This window comes from Blastococcus sp. SYSU D00820, from assembly GCF_054050695.1.
The window spans coordinates 247,937-269,717 of record NZ_JBJGZW010000002.1; the positions used below are offsets into that span (position 1 = coordinate 247,937).

Sequence of the window (21,781 nt, forward strand, 5' to 3'; positions counted from 1 at the left end):
CACCACTCGTGGACCTTGGGGGACCCGCCCGTGCTCGACACCGACTCGCTGCCCGCGCTGACGCGGGCCGAACGGGTCCAGGCGCTGGACACCTGGCTCGCCGGCCTGCTCGCCGACGCGGTCGCCGGCACGCCGGCACCCCGGCAGCGGCGCGGCGGGCCGCCGCCGCGCAGCGGCACCGACGGTCTCGCGCTGGTCGCCGTCGGCAGCCTGGGCCGCCGCGAGCCCCCGCCGCACGGCGACCTGGACCTGGTCCTGGTGCACGACGGGCGGCCGGAGATCGCCGCGCTCGCCGACGCGGTCTGGTACCCGGTGTGGGACGCCGGCCTGCGGCTGGACCACTCGGTGCGCACCGTCGCCGAGGCGGTCTCCGTCGCCTCCACCGACGTCAAGGCCGGCCTCGGCCTGCTCGACGCCCGGCTGGTGGCCGGCGACGCCGAGCTCGCCGCCGGGCTGCGCTCGGCGACGCTGGCCAGCTGGCGGCAGTCGGCGTCCCGGCTGCTCCCGGCGCTGCGCGACCTCCGCCGCGGCCGGGCCCGCCAGGTGGGGGAGCTGGCCTTCCTCCTCGAGCCGGACCTCAAGGAGGCCTACGGCGGGCTGCGGGAGGGCCAGGTGCTCCGCGCGGTCGCCGCGGCCCAGCTGGCCGACGAGCCCACCCGGGAGGCCGAGGAGGCCTACGCGCTCCTGCTCGACGTCCGCGACGAGCTGCGCCGCCGCTCCGCGCGCGCCACCGACGTGCTGGTCCGCCAGGAGCAGCGGCCGGTTGCCGCGGCCCTGGGCATGGCCGACGAGGACGCGCTGCTGCGGGAGGTCAGCCTGGCCGGCCGGCGGCTGGCCTTCGTGGCCGACGAGACCTGGCGCCGGGTCGAGGCGGGGCTGGTCCGCCGGCCGCGCGGCCGCTACCGGCGGATCCGCCGGGAGCCGCTGGCCGACGGCGTCGTGCGGCAGGGCGACGAGGTCGTCCTCGCCCGCGACGCGCGGCCGGCCACCGACCCCGGCCTGGTCCTGCGCGGCGCGGCGGCCGCCGCCCGCGCCGACCTCCTGCTCTCGCCGTACACGCTCAAGGTGCTGGCGGTGCACACCCCGCCGCTGCCCGAGCCGTGGCCGGCGGAGGTGCGCTGGTCGTTCCTCCGGCTGCTGGCCAGCGGCCGCTCCGCCGTCCCGGTGCTGGAGCAGCTGGACCAGGAGGGGCTGCTCTCCCGGCTGCTGCCCGAGTGGGACCGGGTGCGCTCGCTGCCGCAGCGCCACCCCTGGCACCGCTTCACCGTCGACCGGCACCTGGTCGAGGCGGCGGCGGCCGCCGCCGAGCTCACCCGCGACGTCGACCGCCCCGACCTGCTGCTGGTCGGCGCCCTGCTGCACGACATCGGCAAGGGCTGGCCCGGGGACCACAGCGTGGTCGGGGAGCCGATCGCCGCCGCCATCGGCACCCGCATGGGTTTCACCCCGGCCGACGTCGACGTGCTCGCGGCGATGGTGCGCCACCACCTGCTGCTGCCCGACACCGCCACCCGCCGCGACATCGACGACCCGGCCACCATCGAGCGGGTCGCGGCCACCATCGGCGGCGATCCGGCGCTGCTGCAGCTGCTGCACGCCCTCGCCCAGGCCGACGGGGCGGCGACCAGCACCTCGGCCTGGTCGCCGTGGAAGGCCCACCTCGTGGCCGCGCTCGTCGCCCGCGTGCAGGCCCACCTGGGCTCCGCGCCGGCCGACGACCCCGACCCGGTGCTGCATCCCACCGAGCCGCAGGTGACCGCGCCGCCGCCGGACGTCCCCGGGGTCACCGAGTCGGTCACCATCGGCATCGAGGACGTCGCCGACGGCCAGCAGATCACCGTGGGGGCGCCGGACCAGCCGGGACTCTTCAGCTGCCTGGCCGGGGTGATGGCGCTCAACCAGCTCGACGTGCGCGCGGCCAAGGTCAACGTGGTCGACGGCCGCGCCACCGCGGTGTTCGCCGTCCGGCCGCGGTTCGGGCGGGCGCCGGTGCCCACGATCCTGGCCGACGCGGTCCGCGCGGCGCTGGAGGGGACGCTGCCGCTGGCCGCCCGGCTGCGCCAGCGGGAGGCCGACTACCGGCAGGACGGCGTCCGCGCCGCGCCGCCGCGGATCTCCTGGCACGACGCCGAGGTGAGCGGGGACGCGACCGGCATCGTCGAGGTACGGGCCGCCGACCGCGCGGGCCTGCTCTACCGGCTGACCGCGGCGCTGGCCGACGAGGGCCTGGACGTCACCTCGGCCCGCATCGAGACCCTCGGTGCCGACGCCGCCGACTACTTCTACGTCTCCAATCCCAGCGGGACCCCGATCGACGTCGCCCGGCGCGCCCGGGTGGAGGCGGCGCTGGTCGAGGCCACCCGCGGAGCGGTGCCCGACCCCGTGGGCACCGGCCGGGCGGGGGACACGCCGGGCTGAGCTCCCCGGTTCTGTCGGCACTGCGTGCCACCGTCGGAGGCGGACGGGACGGAACGGTCCCACCTGCCCCGAGAGGAGCCCGCGTGTCCGAGACCCGGGAGTGGCCCTGCCCCACCTGCGCCGAGGTGCGCGTGTTCGTCCAGCCGCCGTGCGTCGACGGTCACACCGAGGACGGCGCGGAGTGCCCGGAGTGGGCGTGCGCCGACTGCGGCACGGCCCTGGTGAGCGGCGGCGTCGTGCACGCGGCCGTCGTGCCGGTGCGCCGGGCGGCCTAGAACCGCGCGGGCCCGGCCCCGGCCCGACCTCGATACCCTGGGGTCAAGAGGTGTGGCCAAGCCGCGCCCGTGACTCCTGAGGACGGCTTGTGTTCGAGACCCTCTCCGACCGCCTGGACAAGGTCTTCACCGGTCTGCGCGGCAAGGGCCGGCTGACCGACGCCGACATCGACGCCACCGCGCGCGAGATCCGCATCGCGCTGCTCGAGGCCGACGTCGCGCTGCCGGTGGTGCGTGCCTTCATCAACTCGGTCAAGGAGCGGGCGCGCGGCGCCGAGGTCTCCCAGGCGCTCAACCCGGCGCAGCAGGTCATCAAGATCGTCAACGAGGAGCTCATCGAGATCCTCGGCGGCGAGACCCGCCGCATCCGCTACGCCAAGCAGTCGCCGACGGTGATCATGCTGGCCGGCCTCCAGGGCGCCGGTAAGACCACGCTGGCCGGCAAGCTGGGCCGCTGGCTGAAGAGCCAGGGTCACACCCCGCTGCTCGTCGCCGCCGACCTCCAGCGGCCCAACGCGGTCAACCAGCTGTCGATCGTCGCGGGCCAGGCCGGTGTCGACGTCTACGCGCCGGAGCCGGGCAACGGCATCGGCGACCCGATCCGCGTCGCCGCGGACTCCATCGAGCACGCCCGCCGCACGATGCACGACGTCGTCGTCGTCGACACCGCCGGCCGGCTGGGCATCGACGCCGAGCTGATGGCGCAGGCCGCCGGCATCCGCGACGTCGTCCAGCCCGACGAGACGCTGTTCGTCGTCGACGCGATGATCGGCCAGGACGCGGTCACCACCGCCGAGGCGTTCCGCGACGGGGTCGGCTTCACCGGCGTGGTGCTCACCAAGCTCGACGGCGACGCCCGCGGTGGTGCGGCGCTGTCGGTCCGCTACGTGACCGGCCAGCCGATCATGTTCGCCTCCACCGGCGAGAAGCTGACCGACTTCGACGTCTTCCACCCCGAGCGCATGGCCTCGCGCATCCTCGGCATGGGTGACGTGCTCACCCTCATCGAGCAGGCCGAGCAGGCGTTCGACGCCGAGCAGGCCGAGAAGATGGCCGGCAAGCTCGCCAGCCGCGAGGGCTTCACGCTCGAGGACTTCCTCGAGCAGATGATGGCCATCCGCAAGATGGGGCCGATCGCCAACCTGCTCGGCATGCTGCCCGGCGCCGGGCAGATCAAGGACCAGATCAAGAACATCGACGACCGCGACCTGGACCGGACCGCGGCGATCATCCGGTCGATGACGCCCGAGGAGCGGGTCAACTCCAAGATCATCAACGCGTCGCGGCGGGTCCGCATCGCCAACGGCTCCGGCGTCAGCGTCACCGACGTCAACCAGCTGCTGGAGCGCTTCGCCCAGGCCCAGAAGATGATGGGCCAGATGGCCGGCAGCATGGGTCTGCCGGGCATGGGCCCCATGTCCAAGAAGGCCCGCGGCCGGGCGATGCAGCAGCAGGCCGCCCGCGGCAAGGGCAAGAAGGGCAAGGGGAAGGGCAAGGGCGGCCCCGCCCGCCGGCCCATGGGCGCCCCGGGGCTGCCCCCGGGCGGGATGCCCGGCGGGATGCCCGGCGGCGGGTTCCCCGGCGGCGTGCCCGGGCTGCCCCCGGGCCAGGCGCTGCCGGACCTCTCCAAGCTCGACTTCGGCCAGTTCAAGGACGAGCGGCCCGGCAGGTGACGCCGGCGGTGCACCTCGCCGGCGTCGTCCTCCCCGAGGGGGAGCACCGCGACCTGTGGGTGCGCGACGGCCGGTTCACCTCCGAGCCGGTGCCCGGGGCCGAGACGATCAGCCGCGGCGGCTGGCTGGTACCGGGGCTGGTCGACGCGCACTGCCACGTGGGCATCGCCCGGGGCGGCGGGCACGTGGAGACCCTCGAGGGGCTGCGCGAGCAGGCGCTGGCCGAGCGGGCCGCGGGGGTGCTGGCGCTGCGCGACTGCGGTGCGCCGGTGGACACCCGCGTGCTGGACGACGAGCCCGACCTGCCGCGGATCATCCGGGCCGGCCGGCACCTGGCCCGCACCCGCCGGTACATCCCCGGCCTGGGCATCGAGCTCGAGCCCGAGGACCTCGTCGCCGAGGTGCGCACCCAGGCCCGGCGCGGCGACGGCTGGGTCAAGCTCGTCGGCGACTGGATCGACCGCTCGGTCGGCGACCTCGCCCCGGAGTGGCCGGCCGACGTCGTCGCCGCGGCGATCGCCGCCGCGCACGAGGAGGGTGCCCGGGTCACCGCGCACACCTTCGGCACCGACGCGCTGCCGCACCTGATCGGCGCGGGCATCGACTGCATCGAGCACGGCACCGGGCTGACCGAGGAGCTCATCGGCGCCATGGCCGCCCGCGGCACCGCGGTCGTCCCGACGCTGGTCAACGTCGAGAACTTCCCCGAGTTCGCGGCGGCGGGGGAGAAGCGCTTCCCGCAGTACGCCTCGACGATGCGGCGGCTGCACGCCGACTCGGGCGCCGTCGTCCGTGCGGCGTACGAGGCGGGCGTGCCGGTGTTCGCCGGCACCGACGCCGGCGGCGGCATCGAGCACGGCCGGATCGCCGACGAGGTGCGCGCGCTGGCCGCCGCCGGGCTGCCGGCCGAGGCCGCGCTGGCCGCCGCGTCCTGGGCGGCGCGCCGCTGGCTGGGTCTGCCCGGCATCGAGGAGGGCGCCCCGGCCGACGTCGTCGTCTACGACGCCGATCCGCGGGCCGATCTCGACGTCCTCGCCCGTCCCGGGCTGATGCTGCTGCGCGGCCGCGTCGTCGGTTGACGGCGTGGCTGCCCGCCGGTCGTTGACGCCGGGCGGTGCGGTCGCCATCCTGCCGCGGTGACGGGGACGACGGGCCGGGCCGGTCTGGTGGCGGCGGCAGCGCTGCTCGCGCTGCTCGGCGGGTGCACGAGCACGGTCGACGGACGGGCGACGGCCGCGGCTCCGCCGGCCGCGCCGACCAGCGCCGAGCCGATCGACGAGGACCCCGTCGACGAGGAGCCGGTGGACGAGGACCCGGTGGACGAGGACCCGGTGGACGAGCCGGACGACGAGGGGCCGACCTCCGAGCCGGTGTGGGACGCCGGGTCGATCACCGCCGCGCTCGAGGCCTACGCCGACGACGAGGCCGAGGACTGGGCCGCGATCGAACCGGAGGGCGTCGTCCAGGTCCCCTGCGGGGGAGAGGGGGCGCACGGCGTCTCGCCGGAGGCCGTCGCGACGGTCGGCGGCGGCGCCGAGCGCGGCGCGTCGGCGCAGGTCTTCGCCGGCCCCGAGGCGGCGAGCCGGGAGCTGACACGTCTCGAGGACCTGCTCCTGGCCTGCGAGGGGCCCTACGACTACATCTCCCGGGGCACCGGCGAGGTGCTGACCCGCTGCGCGGCGCCGGTGGTGGCGGCCGGAGCGCCGGTGCTGCAGTACGTCGAGGAGTGCGAGATCAGCGCCGGGCAGACCTACGACTACGCGGTCTTCCGCACCGGCAACGCCGTGGTGGCGCTCAGCGCCCAGTCCGGCGGAGGCCTGTTCGACGCCCTGCCCGACCTGCTCGACGCCTTCTCGGCCGACGCCTGACCGCACCGCCCGGGAAACACCCGCGCGGCACCGTCGGCACGCCTGGGAGGATCGCTCCCGTGCTGTTGCGGATGTCCACGCTGTTCCTGCGCACGCTGCGCGACGACCCGGCCGATGCGGAGGTGCCGAGCCACCGGCTGCTGGTGCGGGCCGGCTACATCCGCCGGGCCGCACCCGGCGGCTTCACCTGGCTGCCGCTGGGCCACCGCGTGCTGCGCAACGTCGAGCGCGTCATCCGCGAGGAGATGGACGCGATGGGCGCCCAGGAGGTGCACTTCCCGGCGCTGCTGCCCCGCGAGCCCTACGAGGCCACCGGCCGCTGGACCGAGTACGGCGACAACCTCTTCCGCCTGAAGGACCGCCGCGGCGCGGACCACCTGCTCGGGCCCACGCACGAGGAGATGTTCACGCTCCTGGTGAAGGACCTGTACTCGTCGTACAAGGACCTCCCGGTGTCGCTGTACCAGATCCAGACCAAGTTCCGGGACGAGGCGCGGCCCCGGGCGGGGCTGCTGCGCGGCCGCGAGTTCGTGATGAAGGACAGCTACTCGTTCGACGTCGACGACGCCGGCCTGGACAAGTCCTACGCGGCGCACCGCGACGCCTACATCAGGATCTTCGACCGGCTGGGGCTCGAGTACGCCATCGTCTCGGCGATGTCGGGCGCCATGGGCGGCTCGCGCAGCGAGGAGTTCCTGCACCCCACGCCGATCGGCGAGGACACCTTCGTCCGCTCGCCGGGCGGCTACGCGGCCAACGTCGAGGCGGTGAGCACCGTCGTCCCCGACGCGATCCCGTTCGACGGGCTGCCCGACGCGCACGTCGAGGACACCCCCGACACCCCGACCATCGAGACCCTGGTCGCGGTGGCCCAGCAGCTGTTCCCGGACGCCGGGTACACCGCCGCCTCGACGCTGAAGAACGTCGTCGTCACGCTGGTGCACCCCGACGGCACCCGCGAGCCGCTGGTCGTGGGCATCCCCGGCGACCGCGAGGTCGACGCCAAGCGGCTCGAGGCGCAGGTCGCCCCCGCCGAGGTGGAGCCGTTCACCGACTTCGACAAGCACCCGGAGCTGGTCAAGGGCTACATCGGACCGCAGGTGCTGGGCAGCGAGAGCCCCTCGGGCATCCGCTACCTGGTCGACCCGCGGATCGTGTCCGGCACCCGGTGGATCACCGGCGCCAACGAGCCGGGCCGGCACGTGTTCGACCTGGTCGCCGGCCGCGACTTCACCTGGGACGGCGTGGTCGAGGCCGCCGAGGTGTTGCCCGGCGACCCGGCGCCGGACGGCTCGGGCCCGCTGGAGCTGGCCCGCGGCGTCGAGATGGGCCACATCTTCCAGCTGGGCCGCAAGTACGCCGAGGCGCTGGGCCTGCAGGTGCTCGACGAGAACGGCAAGCTCGTCACGGTCACGATGGGCTCCTACGGCATCGGCGTCTCCCGCGCGGTGGCCGCGATCGCCGAGTCCACGCACGACGACCTCGGCCTGGTGTGGCCGCGCGAGATCGCCCCGGCCGACGTGCACATCGTGGCCACGGGCAAGGACGCCGCGGTGTTCGAGGCCGCCCAGGCGCTGGCCGACGAGCTCGTCGCCGGCGGACTGACCGTGCTCTACGACGACCGGCCCAAGGTCAGCCCCGGCGTGAAGTTCAAGGACGCCGAGCTGCTCGGCATGCCGACGATCGTCACGGTCGGCCGCGGGCTGGCCGACGGCGTCCTCGAGCTGCGCGACCGGGCCACCGGGGAGCGCGAGGAGGTCCCGGTGGGCGAGGCCGCCGCGCGCGTGCTGGCCGCCGTCCGGTCCTGAGCCCGCCGTCCGGTCCGCCTTCCCGGCGGACCGGGCGGGGCGTGTGCCCGGCGACGAGGAGACCCCGCCCGGCGCCAGACGGGGACCGCGAGGCGGCCCCCGAGGGGCCGGGCGGCGGCGGCGCGCCGTCTGGCACAATGAACGGTCGAACACGTCGGCGGCGGCCCTCTCACCGTCGCCGGCCGTGTCCCTGGCTCCGCCCCGGCGTACCCCCACACGTCGCTCCGGCGAGCACCGAAACGCGTTCGAGGAGTACACCACCCACCGTGGCCACCAAGATCAAGCTCATGCGCCTGGGCAAGATGCGCGCGCCGTACTACCGCATCGTCGTCGCCGACGCCCGCACCAAGCGGGACGGTCGCGCCATCGAGACGATCGGCAAGTACCACCCGAAGGAGGAGCCCTCCTTCATCGAGGTCGACAGCGAGCGGGCGCAGTACTGGCTGGGCGTCGGCGCGCAGCCGACCGAGGCCGTCGCCGCCATCCTCCGGGTCACCGGCGACTGGCAGAAGTTCAAGGGCGAGCCGGCCCCCGCGCCGATGAAGGTCGCCGCCCCGAAGCCGGACAAGAAGGCCCTCTACGAGGAGGCCGTCCGCAACTCCGGTGGGGACGAGCCGGCCGCCGGCGCCACCACGCCGAAGAAGAAGGCCGCGCCCAAGGCCGACGGCGACGACGCCGCCGCCGAGACGCCCGCCGAGTAAGACGTGCTCGAAGAGGCGCTCGAGCACCTGGTCAAGGGCATCGTCGACCACCCCGACGACGTCACCGTCGACCTGCTCAACAGCCGGCGCGGCAAGACCCTCGAGGTCCGGGTGCACCCCGACGACCTCGGCAAGGTCATCGGCCGCGGCGGGCGCACCGCCAAGGCGCTGCGCACGGTCATGACCGGCGTCGGCGGACGCGGCCTGCGGGTCGACGTCGTCGACACCGACGGGCGCTGAGCGCCTCCGCGCGTTGAGCGCTGCAACGCCCCCCGACACCGTGGTGGTCGGCCGCATCGGCCGGCCCCACGGTGTCCGTGGTGAGGTCACCGTCGAGGTGCGCACCGACGACCCCGACCAGCGGTTCGTCCCCGGCGCCCGGCTGCTCACCGAGCCCGCCGACCGGGGCCCGCTCACCGTGGTCGGCCGCCGCTGGCACCGCGAGGTGCTGCTGCTGGTCCTGGAGGGCCCGGCCGGCCCGGTCGACAGCCGCGAGGCGGCCGAGGCGATCCGCAACACCGAGCTGCACGTGCCGGTCACCGAGCTGCCCGCGCTCGAGGACCCCGAGTCCTTCTACGACCACCAGCTGGTCGGCCTCGCCGCCCGGCTGACCGACGGCACCGTCCTCGGCGAGGTCACCGCCGTGCGGCACGAGGGCGCCGACCTGCTCGTCGTCCGCCGGACCGGCCGCGGTGACCTGCTGGTCCCGTTCGTCACGGCGATCGTGCCCACCGTCGACGTCGCCGGCGGCTTCCTCGTCGTCGATCCGCCCGAGGGGCTGCTGGACCTGTGAGCGCCGCGCCCTTCCGCGTCGACGTCGTCACGATCTTCCCGGAGTACCTCGCACCCCTGCGCCAGTCGCTGCTCGGCAAGGCCGTCGAGCGCGGCCTGGTCGCCGTCGGCGTGCACGACCTGCGGCAGTGGACCGACGACGTGCACCGCACGGTCGACGACGCGCCCTACGGCGGCGGTCCCGGCATGGTGATGCGTCCCGAGCCGTGGGCGCGCGCCCTGGAGGCGGTGCGCGCGCCGGGCACCCGGCTGGTCGTGCCCACGCCCGCCGGGCACCCCTTCACCCAGGCCACGGCGGCGGAGTGGGCGGGCGAGCCCGGGCTGGTGTTCGCCTGCGGCCGGTACGAGGGCATCGACCAGCGGGTGGCCGACTGGGCCGCCGGCACCGGCCCGGTGTCGGAGGTCTCGATCGGCGACTACGTGCTGGCCGGTGGCGAGTCCGCGGTGCTCGTCATGGTCGAGGCGGTGACCCGGCTGATCCCCGGGGTGGTGGGCAACCGCGAGTCCGTGGAGTTCGACTCGCACGCCGACGGCGTGCTCGAGGGTCCCTCCTACACACGCCCGGCGGCCTGGCGGGGGCACGAGGTGCCGCCGGTCCTGCTCTCCGGCGACCACGCCGCGATCGCCCGGTGGCGGCGCGCGGAGTCGCTGCGGCGCACCGCCGCCCGCCGTCCCGACCTGCTCGCCGCGCTGCCCGAGGGCGCGCTCAGCGACGCCGACCGCGCGGTCCTCGAGGGCCGGTGAGCGAGGGGGCGTGGGTGCGGCCCACCGCCCGGGTCGTCGTCCTCGATCCCGCCGGCCGGGTGCTGCTGCTCGGTGCTCGGCTGACCGACCCCGCCGTGCCGCCCGGGGGCGTGCTGTTCTGGTACACGCCCGGCGGGGGAGTGGAGGACGGCGAGAGCGTCCGCGCCGCGGCCGTCCGGGAGCTCGAGGAGGAGATCGGGCTGGTCGTCGAGCCGGCAGCCCTCGAGGGCCCGGTGTGGTTCCGCCGGCACGTCGGCGCGTTCGCCGGCGTGGACATCGACTCCCGGGAGACCTTCTTCGTGCTGCGGGACGTCGTGCACGAGGTGGACCCGCGCGGTCGCACCGAGCTGGAGCTGCTCGGCGAGGAACCGCACCGCTGGTGGAGCGTCGGGGAGATCGCCGCCAGCGAGGAGCAGTTCGCACCGGGGGAGCTCGCCGACGTGCTGCCGGAGCTGCTCGCGGGGCCGTTCCGGGGGCCGCCGCGCTTCGTCTCCTGAAGATGTGGCACAGTAGAGAGCTGCTGCACGACCGTCGGCCTGGCCGATGGGGCTCCGCACGCTGGGCCGCAGCTCCCCGGACCGGACAGCCGGGGCTTCTCGCTGTCCGGACCGATGACGACGATGCTGCTGAGAACGTAGCCAGAACACGAGGACTGCCGCGATGAACACCCTGGACGTACTCGACGCCGACTCGCTGCGCGACGACATCCCCGAGTTCCGCCCCGGGGACACCGTCAAGGTGCACGTGCGCGTCGTCGAGGGCAACCGCTCCCGCATCCAGGTCTTCCAGGGCGTGGTCATCCGCCGCCAGGGTGGCGGGATCCGCGAGACCTTCACCGTCCGCAAGGTGAGCTTCGGCGTCGGCGTGGAGCGCACCTTCCCGGTGCACACCCCGGTCGTCGAGAAGATCGAGGTGCTGACCCGCGGTGACGTCCGCCGGGCCAAGCTGTACTACCTCCGCGAGCTGCGCGGCAAGGCTGCCAAGATCAAGGAGAAGCGCGAGACCGTCACGCGCTGACACGTCTCCGGCCGGCCCCTGCCGGCTGACCACGGCGGGTCTCCCGCGGCCGTACGCTGGCTCCCGATGAGCAGCGACCGGCCCGGGAGGCCCGCCGACGTCGTTCCGGAGGGGGAGGACCCGAAGGGCGACCCCGCCGACGAGACCGCCGGAGCCGAGAGCGCGCCGGCCGGGAGTCGCCGGCGGCGCGGCCGGGAGAAGGAACGCAAGAAAGGCTCGCTGCTGCGCGAGCTGCCGATCCTCCTGCTGATCGCCTTCGTCCTGGCGTTGCTGGTGAAGACGTTCTTCGTGCAGGCCTTCTTCATCCCCTCCGGGTCGATGGAGACGACGCTGCACGGATGCCCCGGCTGCACCGGTGACCGGGTGCTGGTCAACAAGGTGCCCTACTGGTTCGGCGAGCCCGAGCCCGGCGACATCGTCGTCTTCGAGGGGCCGGAGACCTGGGCGCCCGAGGTGGACGTCGCCGAGCCCAGCAACTGGTTCTCCGGCGCCCTGCTGTGGCTGGGCCGTGCCGTCGGCGTCGCCCCGCCCAGCGAGGACGACTTCGTCAAGCGGGTCATCGCCGTCGGCGGGCAGACGGTGCAGTGCTGCGACGCCGAGGGCCGGGTGACCGTCGACGGCCAGCCGCTCGACGAGCCCTACATCCACGAGGACAACCCGGTCGAGAGCCGGGGCTTCGAACCGGTCCTGGTACCCGACGGCCAGTTGTGGGTGATGGGCGACCACCGGTCGATGTCGGCCGACTCCCGCGTGCACGGCCCGATCTCGGTGGACGACGTCATCGGCAAGGCGGCGATGATCGTCTGGCCGCTGGACCGGTTCGGCACCCTCGACTCGCCCGACATCCAGGCCAGTGCCTCGGGGGCGCCCGCCTCGGGCGCGCCGGTCAGCGGCCTGACCGCGGTCGCCGCGCCCTACGCCCTCGGCCTGGTGGGCGCCGTGCCGCTGACCGCCTGGCGCCGCCGGCGACGGACGTCGGCCTCCCGGATGGGCCGCGGTTCTCCCTGAGCCGCCGCACTCGCGCAGCACATCCGCCGCAGCCCGGCGCGACCCCGGTCGCGCCGGGCTGTCGCGTTCCGCGGTGGCGATCCGATGACCCGGTGCATTCCGGTCCCCATGTCGACAATGCGCACTCGGTGTTACTGGAGTGACGCGCATTGGCACTCGACTGGGCGCAAGGAATGGCGAAAAAAGTTCAGGAAAGTGTTCAAGCACCGGAATCACCCATCCGATGGAGAAGGTGTAAGCCACCGAATGTGTGAAACGGAGTCGACAGTGTCTGCACCCATGGCGAGCACCGCCCGCGGCGTCACCCGCGTGCTCCTCCTCGCCGACGCCCCGGTCCTGCGTCGGGGTCTGGTCAGCATGATCAACGAGACCGCCGGCATGCAGTCGGTCGGCACCCCCGGCGAGCTGCGCCGGGCCCTGACCCTCGCCGAGACCGCCCGCCCCGACGCCGTCGTCGTCGAGCTGGGCGCCGGCCGGGCCGCCACCCTGAGCGTCGTCCGCGACCTGCGCCGCCGCTTCCCCCGCGTGGCGGTCGTCGCCCTGGCCACCTCCGAGGACCCCGCCGTGGTCAACGAGGCCATCGCCGCCGGCGTCCGTGGGTACCTGATGTTCAACACCTCGCCGACCCTGCTCGGCTGGGCCATCCTGGCCGCCCGCGCCGGCCGCACCGTGGTGGACCCCCAGATCCGCCGCGTCGAGCCCAGCGACATCCCGGTGGGCAAGCCGTTCACCCCCGAGGTGCCGCTGACCCGCCGCGAGTCCGACGTCCTCGACGAGCTGATCCAGGGCCAGTCCAACCGGCAGATCGGCCGCAACCTGTTCATCAGCGAGGACACCGTCAAGAGCCACGTCAAGGCCATCCTGCGCAAGCTGGGTGCCCGCGACCGGGCGCACGCGGTCTCCCTCGTGCTCTCCTCCCGCCAGCCGGGCTGCACCTGCGGCGCGCACGCGGTCGCCGCGCCGGCCCCCGAGGCCGCCGAGGTCTGATCCCGACCCCGGGACGGCGGGCGACTGCTCCGCCCGCCACCGTCCCGGCCGGTACCCGCACCGCCCGGTCGCCCTCCTCAGGCCCGCCGGTGCGGGTGCCCGATTCACAGGCCGGTCCCCTCTGACCCCGGGGACCGGCCTGTGGTGTTCCCGCCCCCCGGGGACCGGCTGCCCCGGCCCGCCGTGCCGTCGTACTGTCGGGACCCGATGGCACCCAGCACCACGACATCCCGCGCCACCGCCGGCCGGGTCGTCCGCCGCAGCGCTCCCGTGGACCGGCCCGACGCCCTGTGGGACATGGAGCGATCCCTGCGCCGCCGCGGGTTCGCCGCCGTGGCCGGAGCCGACGAGGCCGGCCGCGGCGCCTGCGCCGGCCCGCTGGTCGCCGCCGCCTGCGTGCTGCCCCCGGGCAAGCGGGGGAGGGTGCCCGGGCTGGCGGACTCCAAGCTGCTCACCGCGGCCGCCCGGGAGCGGGTGTACGAGGAGGTCGTCGACCGCGCGGTGGCCTGGTCGGTGGTCGTCATGCCCGTGCCCGACCTCGACGCCCGGGGCATGCACGTGACCAACATCGAGGCGCTGCGGCGCGCGGTGTGGACCCTCGATCCCGGCGCCGACTACGTCCTCACCGACGGCTTCCCGGTGCCGGGGCTGGCCCGGCCGACGCTCGCGGTGTGGAAGGGCGACCGGGTCGCCGCCTGCGTCGCCGCGGCGTCGGTGCTGGCCAAGGTGACCCGCGACCGCATGATGCTCGAGCTGCACGAGCGGTTCCCCGAGTACGACTTCGCCGTGCACAAGGGCTACATCACCGAGGCGCACAGCGCCGCCCTGGAGCGTCACGGCCCCTGCCCCGAGCACCGGATGCGGTTCGTCAACGTGGCCCGTGCCTCGGCCGCACACGCCGAGCGGGCATCCCGTGCGACCGGCGCCGCCGCGATGGTCGATGATGGGTCCATGCGCCCTGTGTCCGGAGAGCCGCGATGAGCACCGAGGACCTGGAGAAGTACGAGACCGAGATGGAGCTCCAGCTCTATCGCGAGTACCGGGACATCGTCCGGCAGTTCACCTACGTGGTGGAGACCGAGCGGCGCTTCTACCTGGCCAACTCGGTGGACCTGCAGGTCCGCGAGGCCGGCGGTGAGGTCTTCTTCGAGCTGAAGCTCTCCGACGCCTGGGTCTGGGACATGTACCGGCCGGCGCGCTTCGTGCGCAACGTGCGCGTCCTGACCTTCAAGGACGTCAACGTCGAGGAGCTGGACAAGCCCGACCTCGAGCTGCCCGACGGTCCGCGGCTGACCTGATCTGCACACGCGGACGACGGTGCCCGGGGTCCCCGACGATCCGGGAGCCGTCGTCCACAGGCGGGCGCCCGATCCACAGACCCGCCCGGGCACTGGCCCCACCCCGCTCTCCGGGACGACGGTCGCCGGGTGCGAACCACGACGGAGCTCGGCGGCCGCGGTGAACGGATCGCCGCCGCCTACCTGACCGACACCGGACTGCGGGTCCTCGACCGGAACTGGCGCTGCCGGGACGGCGAGCTCGACATCGTGGCCCGGGACGGCGACGCCCTGGTCTTCTGCGAGGTCAAGACCCGCCGGGCGACCGGCTACGGGCACCCGGTCGAGGCGGTGACCTGGAGCAAGCAGCGCCGGCTGCGCACGCTCGCCCAACGCTGGCTGGCCGCGCACGACGAGCACGCGACCGACCTGCGGTTCGACGTCGTGGGCGTGCTGATCCCGCGGTCCGGCGTCCCCGTGGTCACCCACCTCAAGGACGCGTTCTCGTGACGCTGGCCCGCACCTGGTCGGTCGGGCTGGCCGGCGTCTCCGGGGCCATGGTCGAGGTCGAGGTCGACATGTCGGCCGGGGTGCCGGGTGTCGTGCTGGTCGGGCTGCCCGACGCCGTGGTGCGCCAGTCGGTGGACCGCGTCCGGGCGGCGGTGGTCAACGCCGGGGGCAAGTGGCCGCTGCGTCGCATCACGATCGGGCTGTCCCCGGCCGCGATGCCCAAGCAGGGGAGCGGGTTCGACCTCGCCCTGGCCGCCGGGGTGCTGGCCGCCTCCGACGCCGTGCCGGCCGGCCCGCTCGACGGGCTGGTGCTGCTCGGCGAGCTGGGGCTCGACGGGTCGGTCCGGGCGATCCGCGGTGTCCTCCCCGCGGTGCTCGCGGCGGCGCGGGCCGGGCACCGGCAGGTCGTGGTGCCGGAGGGCAACGCCGACGAGGCCGCGCTGGTCGACGGCATCGAGGTGCTGGCTCCCTCCTCGCTCACGGACCTGGTCGCCCACCTGAGGGGCCGGTCGCGGCTGTCGCCGCACGTCCGCGGGGCGCTGCCCCCACCGGAGCCGGGGCCCGACCTGGGCGACGTCGTGGGCCAGGCGATCGGCCGCCGCGCGGTGGAGGTCGCCGCGGCCGGCGGTCACCACCTGTTCCTCAACGGCCCACCGGGGGCCGGGAAGACGATGCTGGCCGAGCGGCTGCCGGGCCTGCTGCCCCCGCTCGACGAGCACGCGGCGCTCGAGGTCACCGCCATCCACTCGGTCGCCGGCACGCTGCCGCCCGGCGCGCCCCTGGTCACCCGGCCGACGTTCGAGGCGCCGCACCACTCGGCGACCATGGCCGCCCTGGTCGGCGGCGGCTCGGGCCAGATCCGCCCCGGTGCGCTGTGCCGCGCCCACCGCGGGGTCCTCTTCCTGGACGAGGCGCCGGAGTTCCCGCGCGCGGTGCTCGACACGCTGCGCCAGCCGCTGGAGCGCGGCCAGGTCACCATCTCGCGGGCGAGCGGATCGGCGACCTTCCCGTGCCGCGCGCAGCTCGTGCTCGCCGCCAACCCGTGCCCCTGCGCCACCGCGGCCGGCGACGCCGCGTGCACCTGCACCGCGCTCGAGCGGCGGCGCTACCAGTCCCGCCTGTCCGGACCACTGCTGGACCGCATCGACCTCCGGGTCGACCTGCCCGCCGTCACCCGGGCCGCGTGGCTGGACGGCACGGCGGTGCCGGAGCCGACCGCAGCCGTCGCCGCACGGGTCGCCGCGGCCCGGGCGGTCGCGGCCGAGCGCCTCGCCGGTACCACCTTCGCGGTGAACGCGCAGGTACCGGGCCGGCTGCTCCGGGAGCGCTGGGCGGTGCCCCGGCCGGCCCTCGCGCTGGCCGAGCGGGCCCTGGAGCGCGGCATCCTCTCGGTGCGCGGCTTCGACCGCGTGCTGCGGGTGGCGTGGACGCTGGCCGATCTCGCCGGCCGCACGGTGCCCGGGGGTGCCGAGGTCGCCGAGGCGCTGGGCATGCGGCTGCAGCGAGCGGCGGCGTGACCGGCCTCCCGTCGCTCGAGGAGGACCTCGAGCAGGCGACCGGCGACCCGGCCGCGCCCGGGGTGCGCCGGGCGCGCGCCTGGCTGTCGCGGGCGGCCGAGCCCGGCAGCGTCGCCCTCTGGCGGTTCGTCGAGGACCACGGGGCCGTGGCGGCGGTGCGGCTGCTGCGCTCCGGCGGTGCGCCGGAGTCGATCCGGTCGCTGCTCGGCGTGCGCGTCCAGCAGGACGGCAGCGTCGCCGACCTGGCGCGGGCGCAGCGCTGCGGTGCGCGCCTGGTGACGCCCGAGGACGACGAGTGGCCCGCACTGGCCCTGCACGCGCTGACCCTCGCCACGGCCGACGAGCCGGAGCGGCCCCCGCGGGGCGCGGACCAGCGGAGGACCGCGCCGGTGCCGCCCCTGGCGCTGTGGGTACGCGGTCCGGGCCGGCTGGACGAGGTCGTCGACCGGTCGGTCGCGGTGGTGGGCGCCCGCGCCTCCACCGCCTACGGCGAGCACGTCGCCGCCGAGCTGGCGCACGGCCTGGGGGAGCGGGGCTGGACGGTGGTGTCCGGGGGCGCCTACGGCATCGACGCCGCCGCCCACCGGGGCGCGCTCGCCGCGGGGGCGGCCACGGTGGCGGTGCTGGCCTGCGGTGTCGACCGCGTCTACCCGGCCGCGCACGGAGCGCTGTTCGGGCGGATCGCCGAGGAGGGGCTGCTGGTCAGCGAGTGGCCACCCGGGGCGGCACCCCACCGGCACCGCTTCCTGGTGCGCAACCGGCTGATCGCCGGGCTCACCCGGGGCACGGTGGTGGTCGAGGCGGCGGCGCGGTCGGGAGCCCGGGCCACCGCCCGCCGGGCGCAGCGGCTGGGCCGGCGGGTGATGGTCGTCCCCGGACCGGTCACCTCCGCGCTGTCGGTGGGCTGTCACGAGCTGCTGCGCGACGCCGAGCTGCAGGCGCGCCTGGTCACCACCGCCGCGCACGTGGTGGAGGAGGTCGGCCGGCTCGGGGACGACCTCGCGCCACCGGCGGACCGGCACACCGATCCCCGCGACGGCCTGCCCGACGTCGCGGTCCGGGTGCTCGACGCCTGCCCGGTGCGGATCGGCGTGAGCCCCGAGCGGCTGGCGGCCATCGCGGGCTGCGGCGTCCTGGAGGTGATGCAGGTGCTCCCGGCGCTCGAGGTGGCCGGCCTGGTGCAGTGGACCGGTACCGGCTGGCGGTTGCCACCGCCCCCTGAGGACCGACGCGATCGCTGATCAGCCCGGGACGGGAGGGGCCGGGCGGGTCGGTCGTGCACGACCGACCGGCGCGGCGCCTTGACCCCCGGTGTGCCGGCATCGGACGGTGCCCCGGTGACCGCCCGCACCGCCGAGCTCCGCGCCGCGCTGCCCGCGCCGCTGGCCGAGGTGCTCGCCGGCTACGAGGAGCACCTCACCGGCACGCGGGACCTGTCCGAGCACACCGTGCGGGGCTACGTCGGCGACGTGGTCGGGCTGCTCGACCACCTGACGCGCCGCGGCGGCACCCGCGTCGACGAGCTCGACCTCGCGGCGCTGCGCAGCTGGCTGGCCCAGGGCCGCACCCGCGGCGACAGCCGCGCCACGACCGCACGGCGGGCGGCCTCGGCGCGGTCGTTCACCGCCTGGCTGCGGCGCACCGGCCAGACCGCGGACGACGTCGGCGCCCGCCTGGTCAGCCCCAAGGCGCGGCGCACGCTGCCCGACGTGCTGGCCCCGGACCAGGCGCGGGCGGTGGTCGAGTCCGCGGCCGGCGCCGAGGAGCCGGTCGGCCTGCGCGACGCCGTCGTCCTGGAGCTGCTGTACGCCAGCGGCATCCGGGTGAGCGAGCTGGTCGGCCTGGACGTCGACGACGTCGACCGCGGCCGGCGGCTGCTGCGGGTTCTCGGCAAGGGCCGCAAGGAGCGCAGCGTGCCCTACGGGGCGCCGGCGGAGCGGGCGCTGGACGCCTGGCTCACGCGCGGGCGGCCGGCGCTGGCCACCCCGACGTCGGGCCCGGCGCTGCTGCTCGGCGTCCGCGGCGGGCGGTTGGACGCCCGGGAGGTGCGGCGCACCGTGCACGCCGCGATCCCCGCCGCCCCGGGGGCGCCGGACATCGGTCCGCACGGGCTGCGGCACTCCGCCGCCACCCACGTCCTGGAGGGCGGTGCCGACCTGCGCTCCGTCCAGGAGCTGCTCGGCCACGCTAGCCTCGGTACGACGCAGATCTACACCCACGTGACGGTCGAACGGCTCCGCGCCGTACATGCCCAGGCGCACCCCCGTGCGTGAGCGGCCAGCCGCGGGCCCGACCGGACAGCGCACCCAGCGGCCGTGCACTGCAGGCCCACGACCATCCGGGAGCACCGACCGTGCCTGAGGCGACGATCCACCGGCTCGACGAGTCGAGCGAGGACACCGACGCGGCGATCGCGGCGCTCTGGGCGCAGTACGTCACCGACCGGGACAGCGCGCTGCGCGACCGGCTGATCCTGCACTACGCGCCGCTGGTGAAGTACGTCGCCGGTCGCGTCGGGTCGGGCCTGCCCGCCCACGTCGAGCAGGCCGACCTGGTCTCCTACGGCACGTTCGGGCTGATCGACGCGATCACCCGCTACCAGCCCTCGCGCGAGGTGAAGTTCGAGAGCTACGCGATGTCGCGCATCCGCGGCGCGATCATCGACGAGCTGCGCAGCACCGACTGGATCCCGCGGTCGGTGCGGATGCGTGCCCGCCAGTTCGAGCGCACCGTCGCCGCGCTGGAGAGCCGGCTGCAGCGCAGCCCCACCGACGAGGAGGTGGCCGCCGAGATGGAGATGGACGTCGAGGACGTCCGCAAGTTCCTCGGCCAGCTCTCCCTGGTCAACGTGGTGGCCCTCGACGAGCTGCTGACCGACGACGACGGCGGCGCGCCCCGGCTGGTGGACACGCTGCAGGACTCCAGCGCGCTGGACCCGCAGGCGATGGCCGAGCACGGGGAGGCCCGCCAGCTGCTCGCCCGCGCGGTGGAGCAGCTGCCCGAGCGGGAGAAGGTCGTGGTCAGCCTCTACTACTTCGAGGGTCTGACCCTGGCCGACATCGGCCGGGTGCTCGGGGTGACCGAGAGCCGGATCTGCCAGCTGCACACCAAGGCGGTGCTGCACCTGCGGACCAAGCTCGCCGACATCGCCTGACGACGGCCGCGGAGCATCGCAGCGAGGGACGAGCGAGGAGCGGACCGCGGCGCGGAGTCGGGCCGGAGTGTTCGCCTGACGACGGCCGCGGGAGCATCGCAGCGAGGGACGAGCGAGGAGCGGACCGCGGCGCGGAGTCGGGCCGGAGTGTTCGCCTGACGACGTCGGCCACTCAGCTCCGGCGCCCCAGGGCCGTCTCCACCGCCGCCCGCAGCGACTCGTCGTCGGCCCCGAGCAGCCGCGCCTGCTGCACGTAGGTCTCCGCGTGCTCCAGGAGCGCCCGCGACACCTCGGCCCGGCTGCGCCGCCCGAGGGTCGGCGCCACGCGCGTCCCGCCGCCCCGGCGCGACTGCACCAGGCCGGCGGCCTCGAGCTCGCGATAGGTGCGGGCCACGGTCCCCACCGCCAGCCCGAGGTCGGCGGCCAGCTGCCGCACCGGCGGCAGGCGCTCCCCGGTGTCGAGCACGCCCGCGCCGATCAGCTCGGCGAACTGCCGGCGCAGCTGCTCGTACGGCGGTGTCGGATCGGCGGCAACCACCCGGACGCCGGGGCCGGCGCTCACGCGACGGGTACCCGGCGCCGCTCGCCGGAGGGCACCGCGAGCGCCACCGCGCAGGTCGCGGCCAGGCTGAGGGCGGCCAGCGAGACGGCGACGAGCGTGACGGCCACGGGCCCGGCCCAGCTCCCCAGGCATGCCATGCCGCCCAGCGCGTTCGCCGCCACCGCGGCGACGCCGGCCAGCGGCACCGACACCAGCAGGCCCGCCGCGGCGGTGACCGCCTCGGCGGAGCGGGCCCGCAGCAGGTCGTCCACCGCGTCGTCCTCGCCCTGGCGCGGCCGGCGGGTCACCCGCAGCAGCGCCCAGCCCGCCGCGGCCAGGCCGGCGACCACGAGCAGCGCCAGCGGCAGGGAGTAGTACGAGCCCGGCCACGGACCACGGGCCTCACCCACCGTCGCGCCGCACCGGGCGGTGAGCCAGCGGCCGGGACGACCGAGGTCGTCGGCGGAGCCCATCGCGGTGGTCCACACCAGCAGGAGGCCGAGCAGCGCGCCGGCGACGCCGACCGTGACCCCCAGCCGCCGGGGCAGGTAGTGCCGCAGCAGCCGGACCTCCAGCGCCGCGCTGCGCACGGCCGCCGCCGGCGCGGACACCCGCAGCTCGCCGATCAGCACGCCGGCGAGGACGCCCAGCGCCAGCGCGGGCGCGGCGAGCAGCAGCCCGCGGCCCAGCGCGCCGGTCGCCAGGGCGAGCCCCGCTGCCACGAGGCCGACGCCGAGCCCGGCCAGCCGCCAGACCGTCGTCGTCCGCGCCACCGCGCGCAACCGGGGCGGCGTGGTGCGGGCGGCGCCGGCCGGCGACCGGCGGGCGGTCAGCGCGAGGCCGCCGACGACGACCAGTACCAGCGGCACAGCTGTGAGGAGGAGGCTCACTGGGCGGCTCCTTGTATCAGAGATGTGCCACAAGACGATGGGGCCGAGGAGCCCTTGTGTCAATCATCTGTAACAAATGGCAGCAGCCGCACCCGCGGTGGCCGGAGCAGCGCCAGGGGATCCAGGTAGACCTCGCCGCGGCGCAGGCCCCAGTGCAGGCAGGCGTCGACGGGGCACTCCAGGTGCCCGCGGGCGAGCACGCCGATCGGATCGCCGCGCGCCACCGTCCGGCCGGCGCCCACCGAGGGCGTCACCGGCTCGTACGTCGTCCGCAGGCCGTCGGCGTGGTCGATGCTGACCACCGGCCGCCCGGCCACCATCCCGGCGAAGGCCACGACCCCGGCGCCGGCCGCCCGTACCGGGGCACCGGGGGAGGCGGCGAGGTCCACGCCGCGGTGCCCCGCCGCGTACGGGGACGGCGGCGCCTCGAACGGCCGGGTGACGGGGGCGCCGGGCAGCGGCGAGGTCCACAGCGCGGCGACCGGCGCGGCAGCGGAGGGCGCCGCGGCCGCGGGCGACGGCCCGGCAGTCGCCCAGGCGAGCAGGAGGCCGGCGAGCAGCAGGCGGGACCGCATGCGCCGAGCCTGCGCGGATGCGGGCG

The 21,781-nt window shown here is 75.7% G+C and carries 24 protein-coding genes; 21 read left to right on the plus strand and 3 right to left on the minus strand.

What is annotated here, in order from left to right; genetic code table 11:
• Positions 1-30 precede the first annotated feature (30 nt).
• The 21 genes from ACI79R_RS05140 to whiG all read left to right on the plus strand — a co-directional run bounded on the left by ACI79R_RS05140 (position 31) and on the right by whiG (position 19,749).
• On the plus strand, positions 31-2,418 hold the full coding sequence (locus ACI79R_RS05140; protein WP_456572501.1) for a [protein-PII] uridylyltransferase: 2,388 nt from the start codon (positions 31-33) through the stop codon (positions 2,416-2,418).
• Positions 2,419-2,501: 83 nt separating this feature from the next.
• Entirely contained in the window at positions 2,502-2,693 is a 192-nt protein-coding gene (locus ACI79R_RS05145; protein ID WP_456572502.1) for a hypothetical protein, read from the plus strand.
• Between the two features lie 89 nt (positions 2,694-2,782).
• Positions 2,783-4,366, plus strand: a complete 1,584-nt coding sequence (gene ffh / locus ACI79R_RS05150) for a signal recognition particle protein (protein WP_456572503.1) — start codon at positions 2,783-2,785, stop codon at positions 4,364-4,366.
• A complete protein-coding gene (locus ACI79R_RS05155; RefSeq protein WP_456572504.1) occupies positions 4,363-5,445 on the plus strand; it encodes an amidohydrolase family protein in 1,083 nt (360 codons plus the stop codon). Before ffh ends, ACI79R_RS05155 begins: the two co-directional genes overlap by 4 nt.
• Positions 5,446-5,502: 57 nt before the next feature.
• Positions 5,503-6,234, plus strand: coding sequence for a hypothetical protein (locus ACI79R_RS05160; protein WP_456572505.1), 732 nt, complete (start codon positions 5,503-5,505; stop codon positions 6,232-6,234).
• 59 nt (positions 6,235-6,293) lie between these two features.
• A complete protein-coding gene (locus tag ACI79R_RS05165) occupies positions 6,294-8,042 on the plus strand; it encodes a proline--tRNA ligase (protein WP_456572506.1) in 1,749 nt (582 codons plus the stop codon).
• A 266-nt stretch (positions 8,043-8,308) separates the two neighbouring features.
• Complete coding sequence (gene rpsP, locus ACI79R_RS05170; RefSeq protein WP_456572507.1) at positions 8,309-8,743, plus strand: 30S ribosomal protein S16; 435 nt, start codon at positions 8,309-8,311, stop codon at positions 8,741-8,743.
• Positions 8,744-8,746: 3 nt separating this feature from the next.
• Complete coding sequence (locus ACI79R_RS05175) at positions 8,747-8,983, plus strand: RNA-binding protein (protein ID WP_456572508.1); 237 nt, start codon at positions 8,747-8,749, stop codon at positions 8,981-8,983.
• A 13-nt stretch (positions 8,984-8,996) separates the two neighbouring features.
• Positions 8,997-9,536 carry a ribosome maturation factor RimM gene (gene rimM, locus ACI79R_RS05180; RefSeq protein WP_456572509.1) on the plus strand — a complete coding sequence of 180 codons (540 nt, stop codon included), beginning with the start codon at positions 8,997-8,999 and terminating at the stop codon, positions 9,534-9,536.
• Positions 9,533-10,279 (plus strand): tRNA (guanosine(37)-N1)-methyltransferase TrmD, encoded by a 747-nt coding sequence (trmD, locus tag ACI79R_RS05185; RefSeq protein ID WP_456572510.1) that lies wholly within the window; start codon positions 9,533-9,535, stop codon positions 10,277-10,279. Before rimM ends, trmD begins: the two co-directional genes overlap by 4 nt.
• Complete coding sequence (locus ACI79R_RS05190; RefSeq protein ID WP_456572511.1) at positions 10,276-10,776, plus strand: NUDIX hydrolase; 501 nt, start codon at positions 10,276-10,278, stop codon at positions 10,774-10,776. The genes trmD and ACI79R_RS05190 overlap by 4 nt, the downstream gene beginning before the upstream one ends.
• Positions 10,777-10,939: 163 nt before the next feature.
• A complete protein-coding gene (gene rplS / locus ACI79R_RS05195; protein WP_075014270.1) occupies positions 10,940-11,296 on the plus strand; it encodes a 50S ribosomal protein L19 in 357 nt (118 codons plus the stop codon).
• A gap of 66 nt (positions 11,297-11,362) precedes the next feature.
• Positions 11,363-12,304 (plus strand): signal peptidase I, encoded by a 942-nt coding sequence (gene lepB / locus ACI79R_RS05200; RefSeq protein ID WP_456572512.1) that lies wholly within the window; start codon positions 11,363-11,365, stop codon positions 12,302-12,304.
• A gap of 279 nt (positions 12,305-12,583) precedes the next feature.
• Positions 12,584-13,291 (plus strand): LuxR C-terminal-related transcriptional regulator, encoded by a 708-nt coding sequence (locus ACI79R_RS05205; protein ID WP_456572513.1) that lies wholly within the window; start codon positions 12,584-12,586, stop codon positions 13,289-13,291.
• Between the two features lie 207 nt (positions 13,292-13,498).
• Entirely contained in the window at positions 13,499-14,272 is a 774-nt protein-coding gene (locus tag ACI79R_RS05210; protein WP_456572514.1) for a ribonuclease HII, read from the plus strand.
• Positions 14,269-14,589 (plus strand): DUF2469 domain-containing protein, encoded by a 321-nt coding sequence (locus tag ACI79R_RS05215; RefSeq protein WP_446756854.1) that lies wholly within the window; start codon positions 14,269-14,271, stop codon positions 14,587-14,589. The genes ACI79R_RS05210 and ACI79R_RS05215 overlap by 4 nt, the downstream gene beginning before the upstream one ends.
• Positions 14,590-14,718: 129 nt before the next feature.
• Positions 14,719-15,078 carry a YraN family protein gene (locus tag ACI79R_RS05220; protein WP_456572515.1) on the plus strand — a complete coding sequence of 120 codons (360 nt, stop codon included), beginning with the start codon at positions 14,719-14,721 and terminating at the stop codon, positions 15,076-15,078.
• Complete coding sequence (locus ACI79R_RS05225) at positions 15,075-16,595, plus strand: YifB family Mg chelatase-like AAA ATPase (protein ID WP_456572516.1); 1,521 nt, start codon at positions 15,075-15,077, stop codon at positions 16,593-16,595. Before ACI79R_RS05220 ends, ACI79R_RS05225 begins: the two co-directional genes overlap by 4 nt.
• A complete protein-coding gene (gene dprA / locus ACI79R_RS05230; protein WP_456572517.1) occupies positions 16,592-17,836 on the plus strand; it encodes a DNA-processing protein DprA in 1,245 nt (414 codons plus the stop codon). Before ACI79R_RS05225 ends, dprA begins: the two co-directional genes overlap by 4 nt.
• A 96-nt stretch (positions 17,837-17,932) precedes the next feature.
• Entirely contained in the window at positions 17,933-18,868 is a 936-nt protein-coding gene (locus tag ACI79R_RS05235) for a tyrosine recombinase XerC (RefSeq protein WP_456572518.1), read from the plus strand.
• Positions 18,869-18,948: 80 nt separating this feature from the next.
• Positions 18,949-19,749: an RNA polymerase sigma factor WhiG gene (gene whiG / locus ACI79R_RS05240; protein ID WP_456572519.1), complete on the plus strand. Its 801-nt coding sequence runs from the start codon at positions 18,949-18,951 to the stop codon at positions 19,747-19,749.
• Between the two features lie 172 nt (positions 19,750-19,921).
• Here the strand turns inward: whiG and ACI79R_RS05245 are convergent, their stop codons facing one another.
• From ACI79R_RS05245 to ACI79R_RS05255, 3 genes are read right to left on the minus strand one after another with little or no spacing between them, the layout of a single operon-like run.
• Positions 19,922-20,311, minus strand: a complete 390-nt coding sequence (locus ACI79R_RS05245; protein WP_456572520.1) for a GntR family transcriptional regulator — start codon at positions 20,309-20,311, stop codon at positions 19,922-19,924.
• Positions 20,308-21,180, minus strand: a complete 873-nt coding sequence (locus tag ACI79R_RS05250) for a hypothetical protein (protein ID WP_456572521.1) — start codon at positions 21,178-21,180, stop codon at positions 20,308-20,310. Before ACI79R_RS05250 ends, ACI79R_RS05245 begins: the two co-directional genes overlap by 4 nt.
• A 59-nt stretch (positions 21,181-21,239) precedes the next feature.
• Positions 21,240-21,755, minus strand: a complete 516-nt coding sequence (locus ACI79R_RS05255) for a M23 family metallopeptidase (protein ID WP_456572522.1) — start codon at positions 21,753-21,755, stop codon at positions 21,240-21,242.
• Between the last annotated feature and the right edge of the window lie 26 nt (positions 21,756-21,781).

What these genes read in the sequence shown, in the direction of transcription:
- ACI79R_RS05205 (WP_456572513.1), top strand. Translation starts at nt 12,584, where the DNA reads ATGGCGAGCACCGCCCGCGGCGTCACCCGCGTGCTCCTCCTCGCCGAC.
- lepB (WP_456572512.1), top strand. Translation starts at nt 11,363, where the DNA reads ATGAGCAGCGACCGGCCCGGGAGGCCCGCCGACGTCGTTCCGGAGGGG.
- ACI79R_RS05215 (WP_446756854.1), top strand. Translation starts at nt 14,269, where the DNA reads ATGAGCACCGAGGACCTGGAGAAGTACGAGACCGAGATGGAGCTCCAG.
- ACI79R_RS05255 (WP_456572522.1), bottom strand. Translation starts at nt 21,755, where the DNA reads ATGCGGTCCCGCCTGCTGCTCGCCGGCCTCCTGCTCGCCTGGGCGACT.
- rplS (WP_075014270.1), top strand. Translation starts at nt 10,940, where the DNA reads ATGAACACCCTGGACGTACTCGACGCCGACTCGCTGCGCGACGACATC.
- ACI79R_RS05210 (WP_456572514.1), top strand. Translation starts at nt 13,499, where the DNA reads ATGGCACCCAGCACCACGACATCCCGCGCCACCGCCGGCCGGGTCGTC.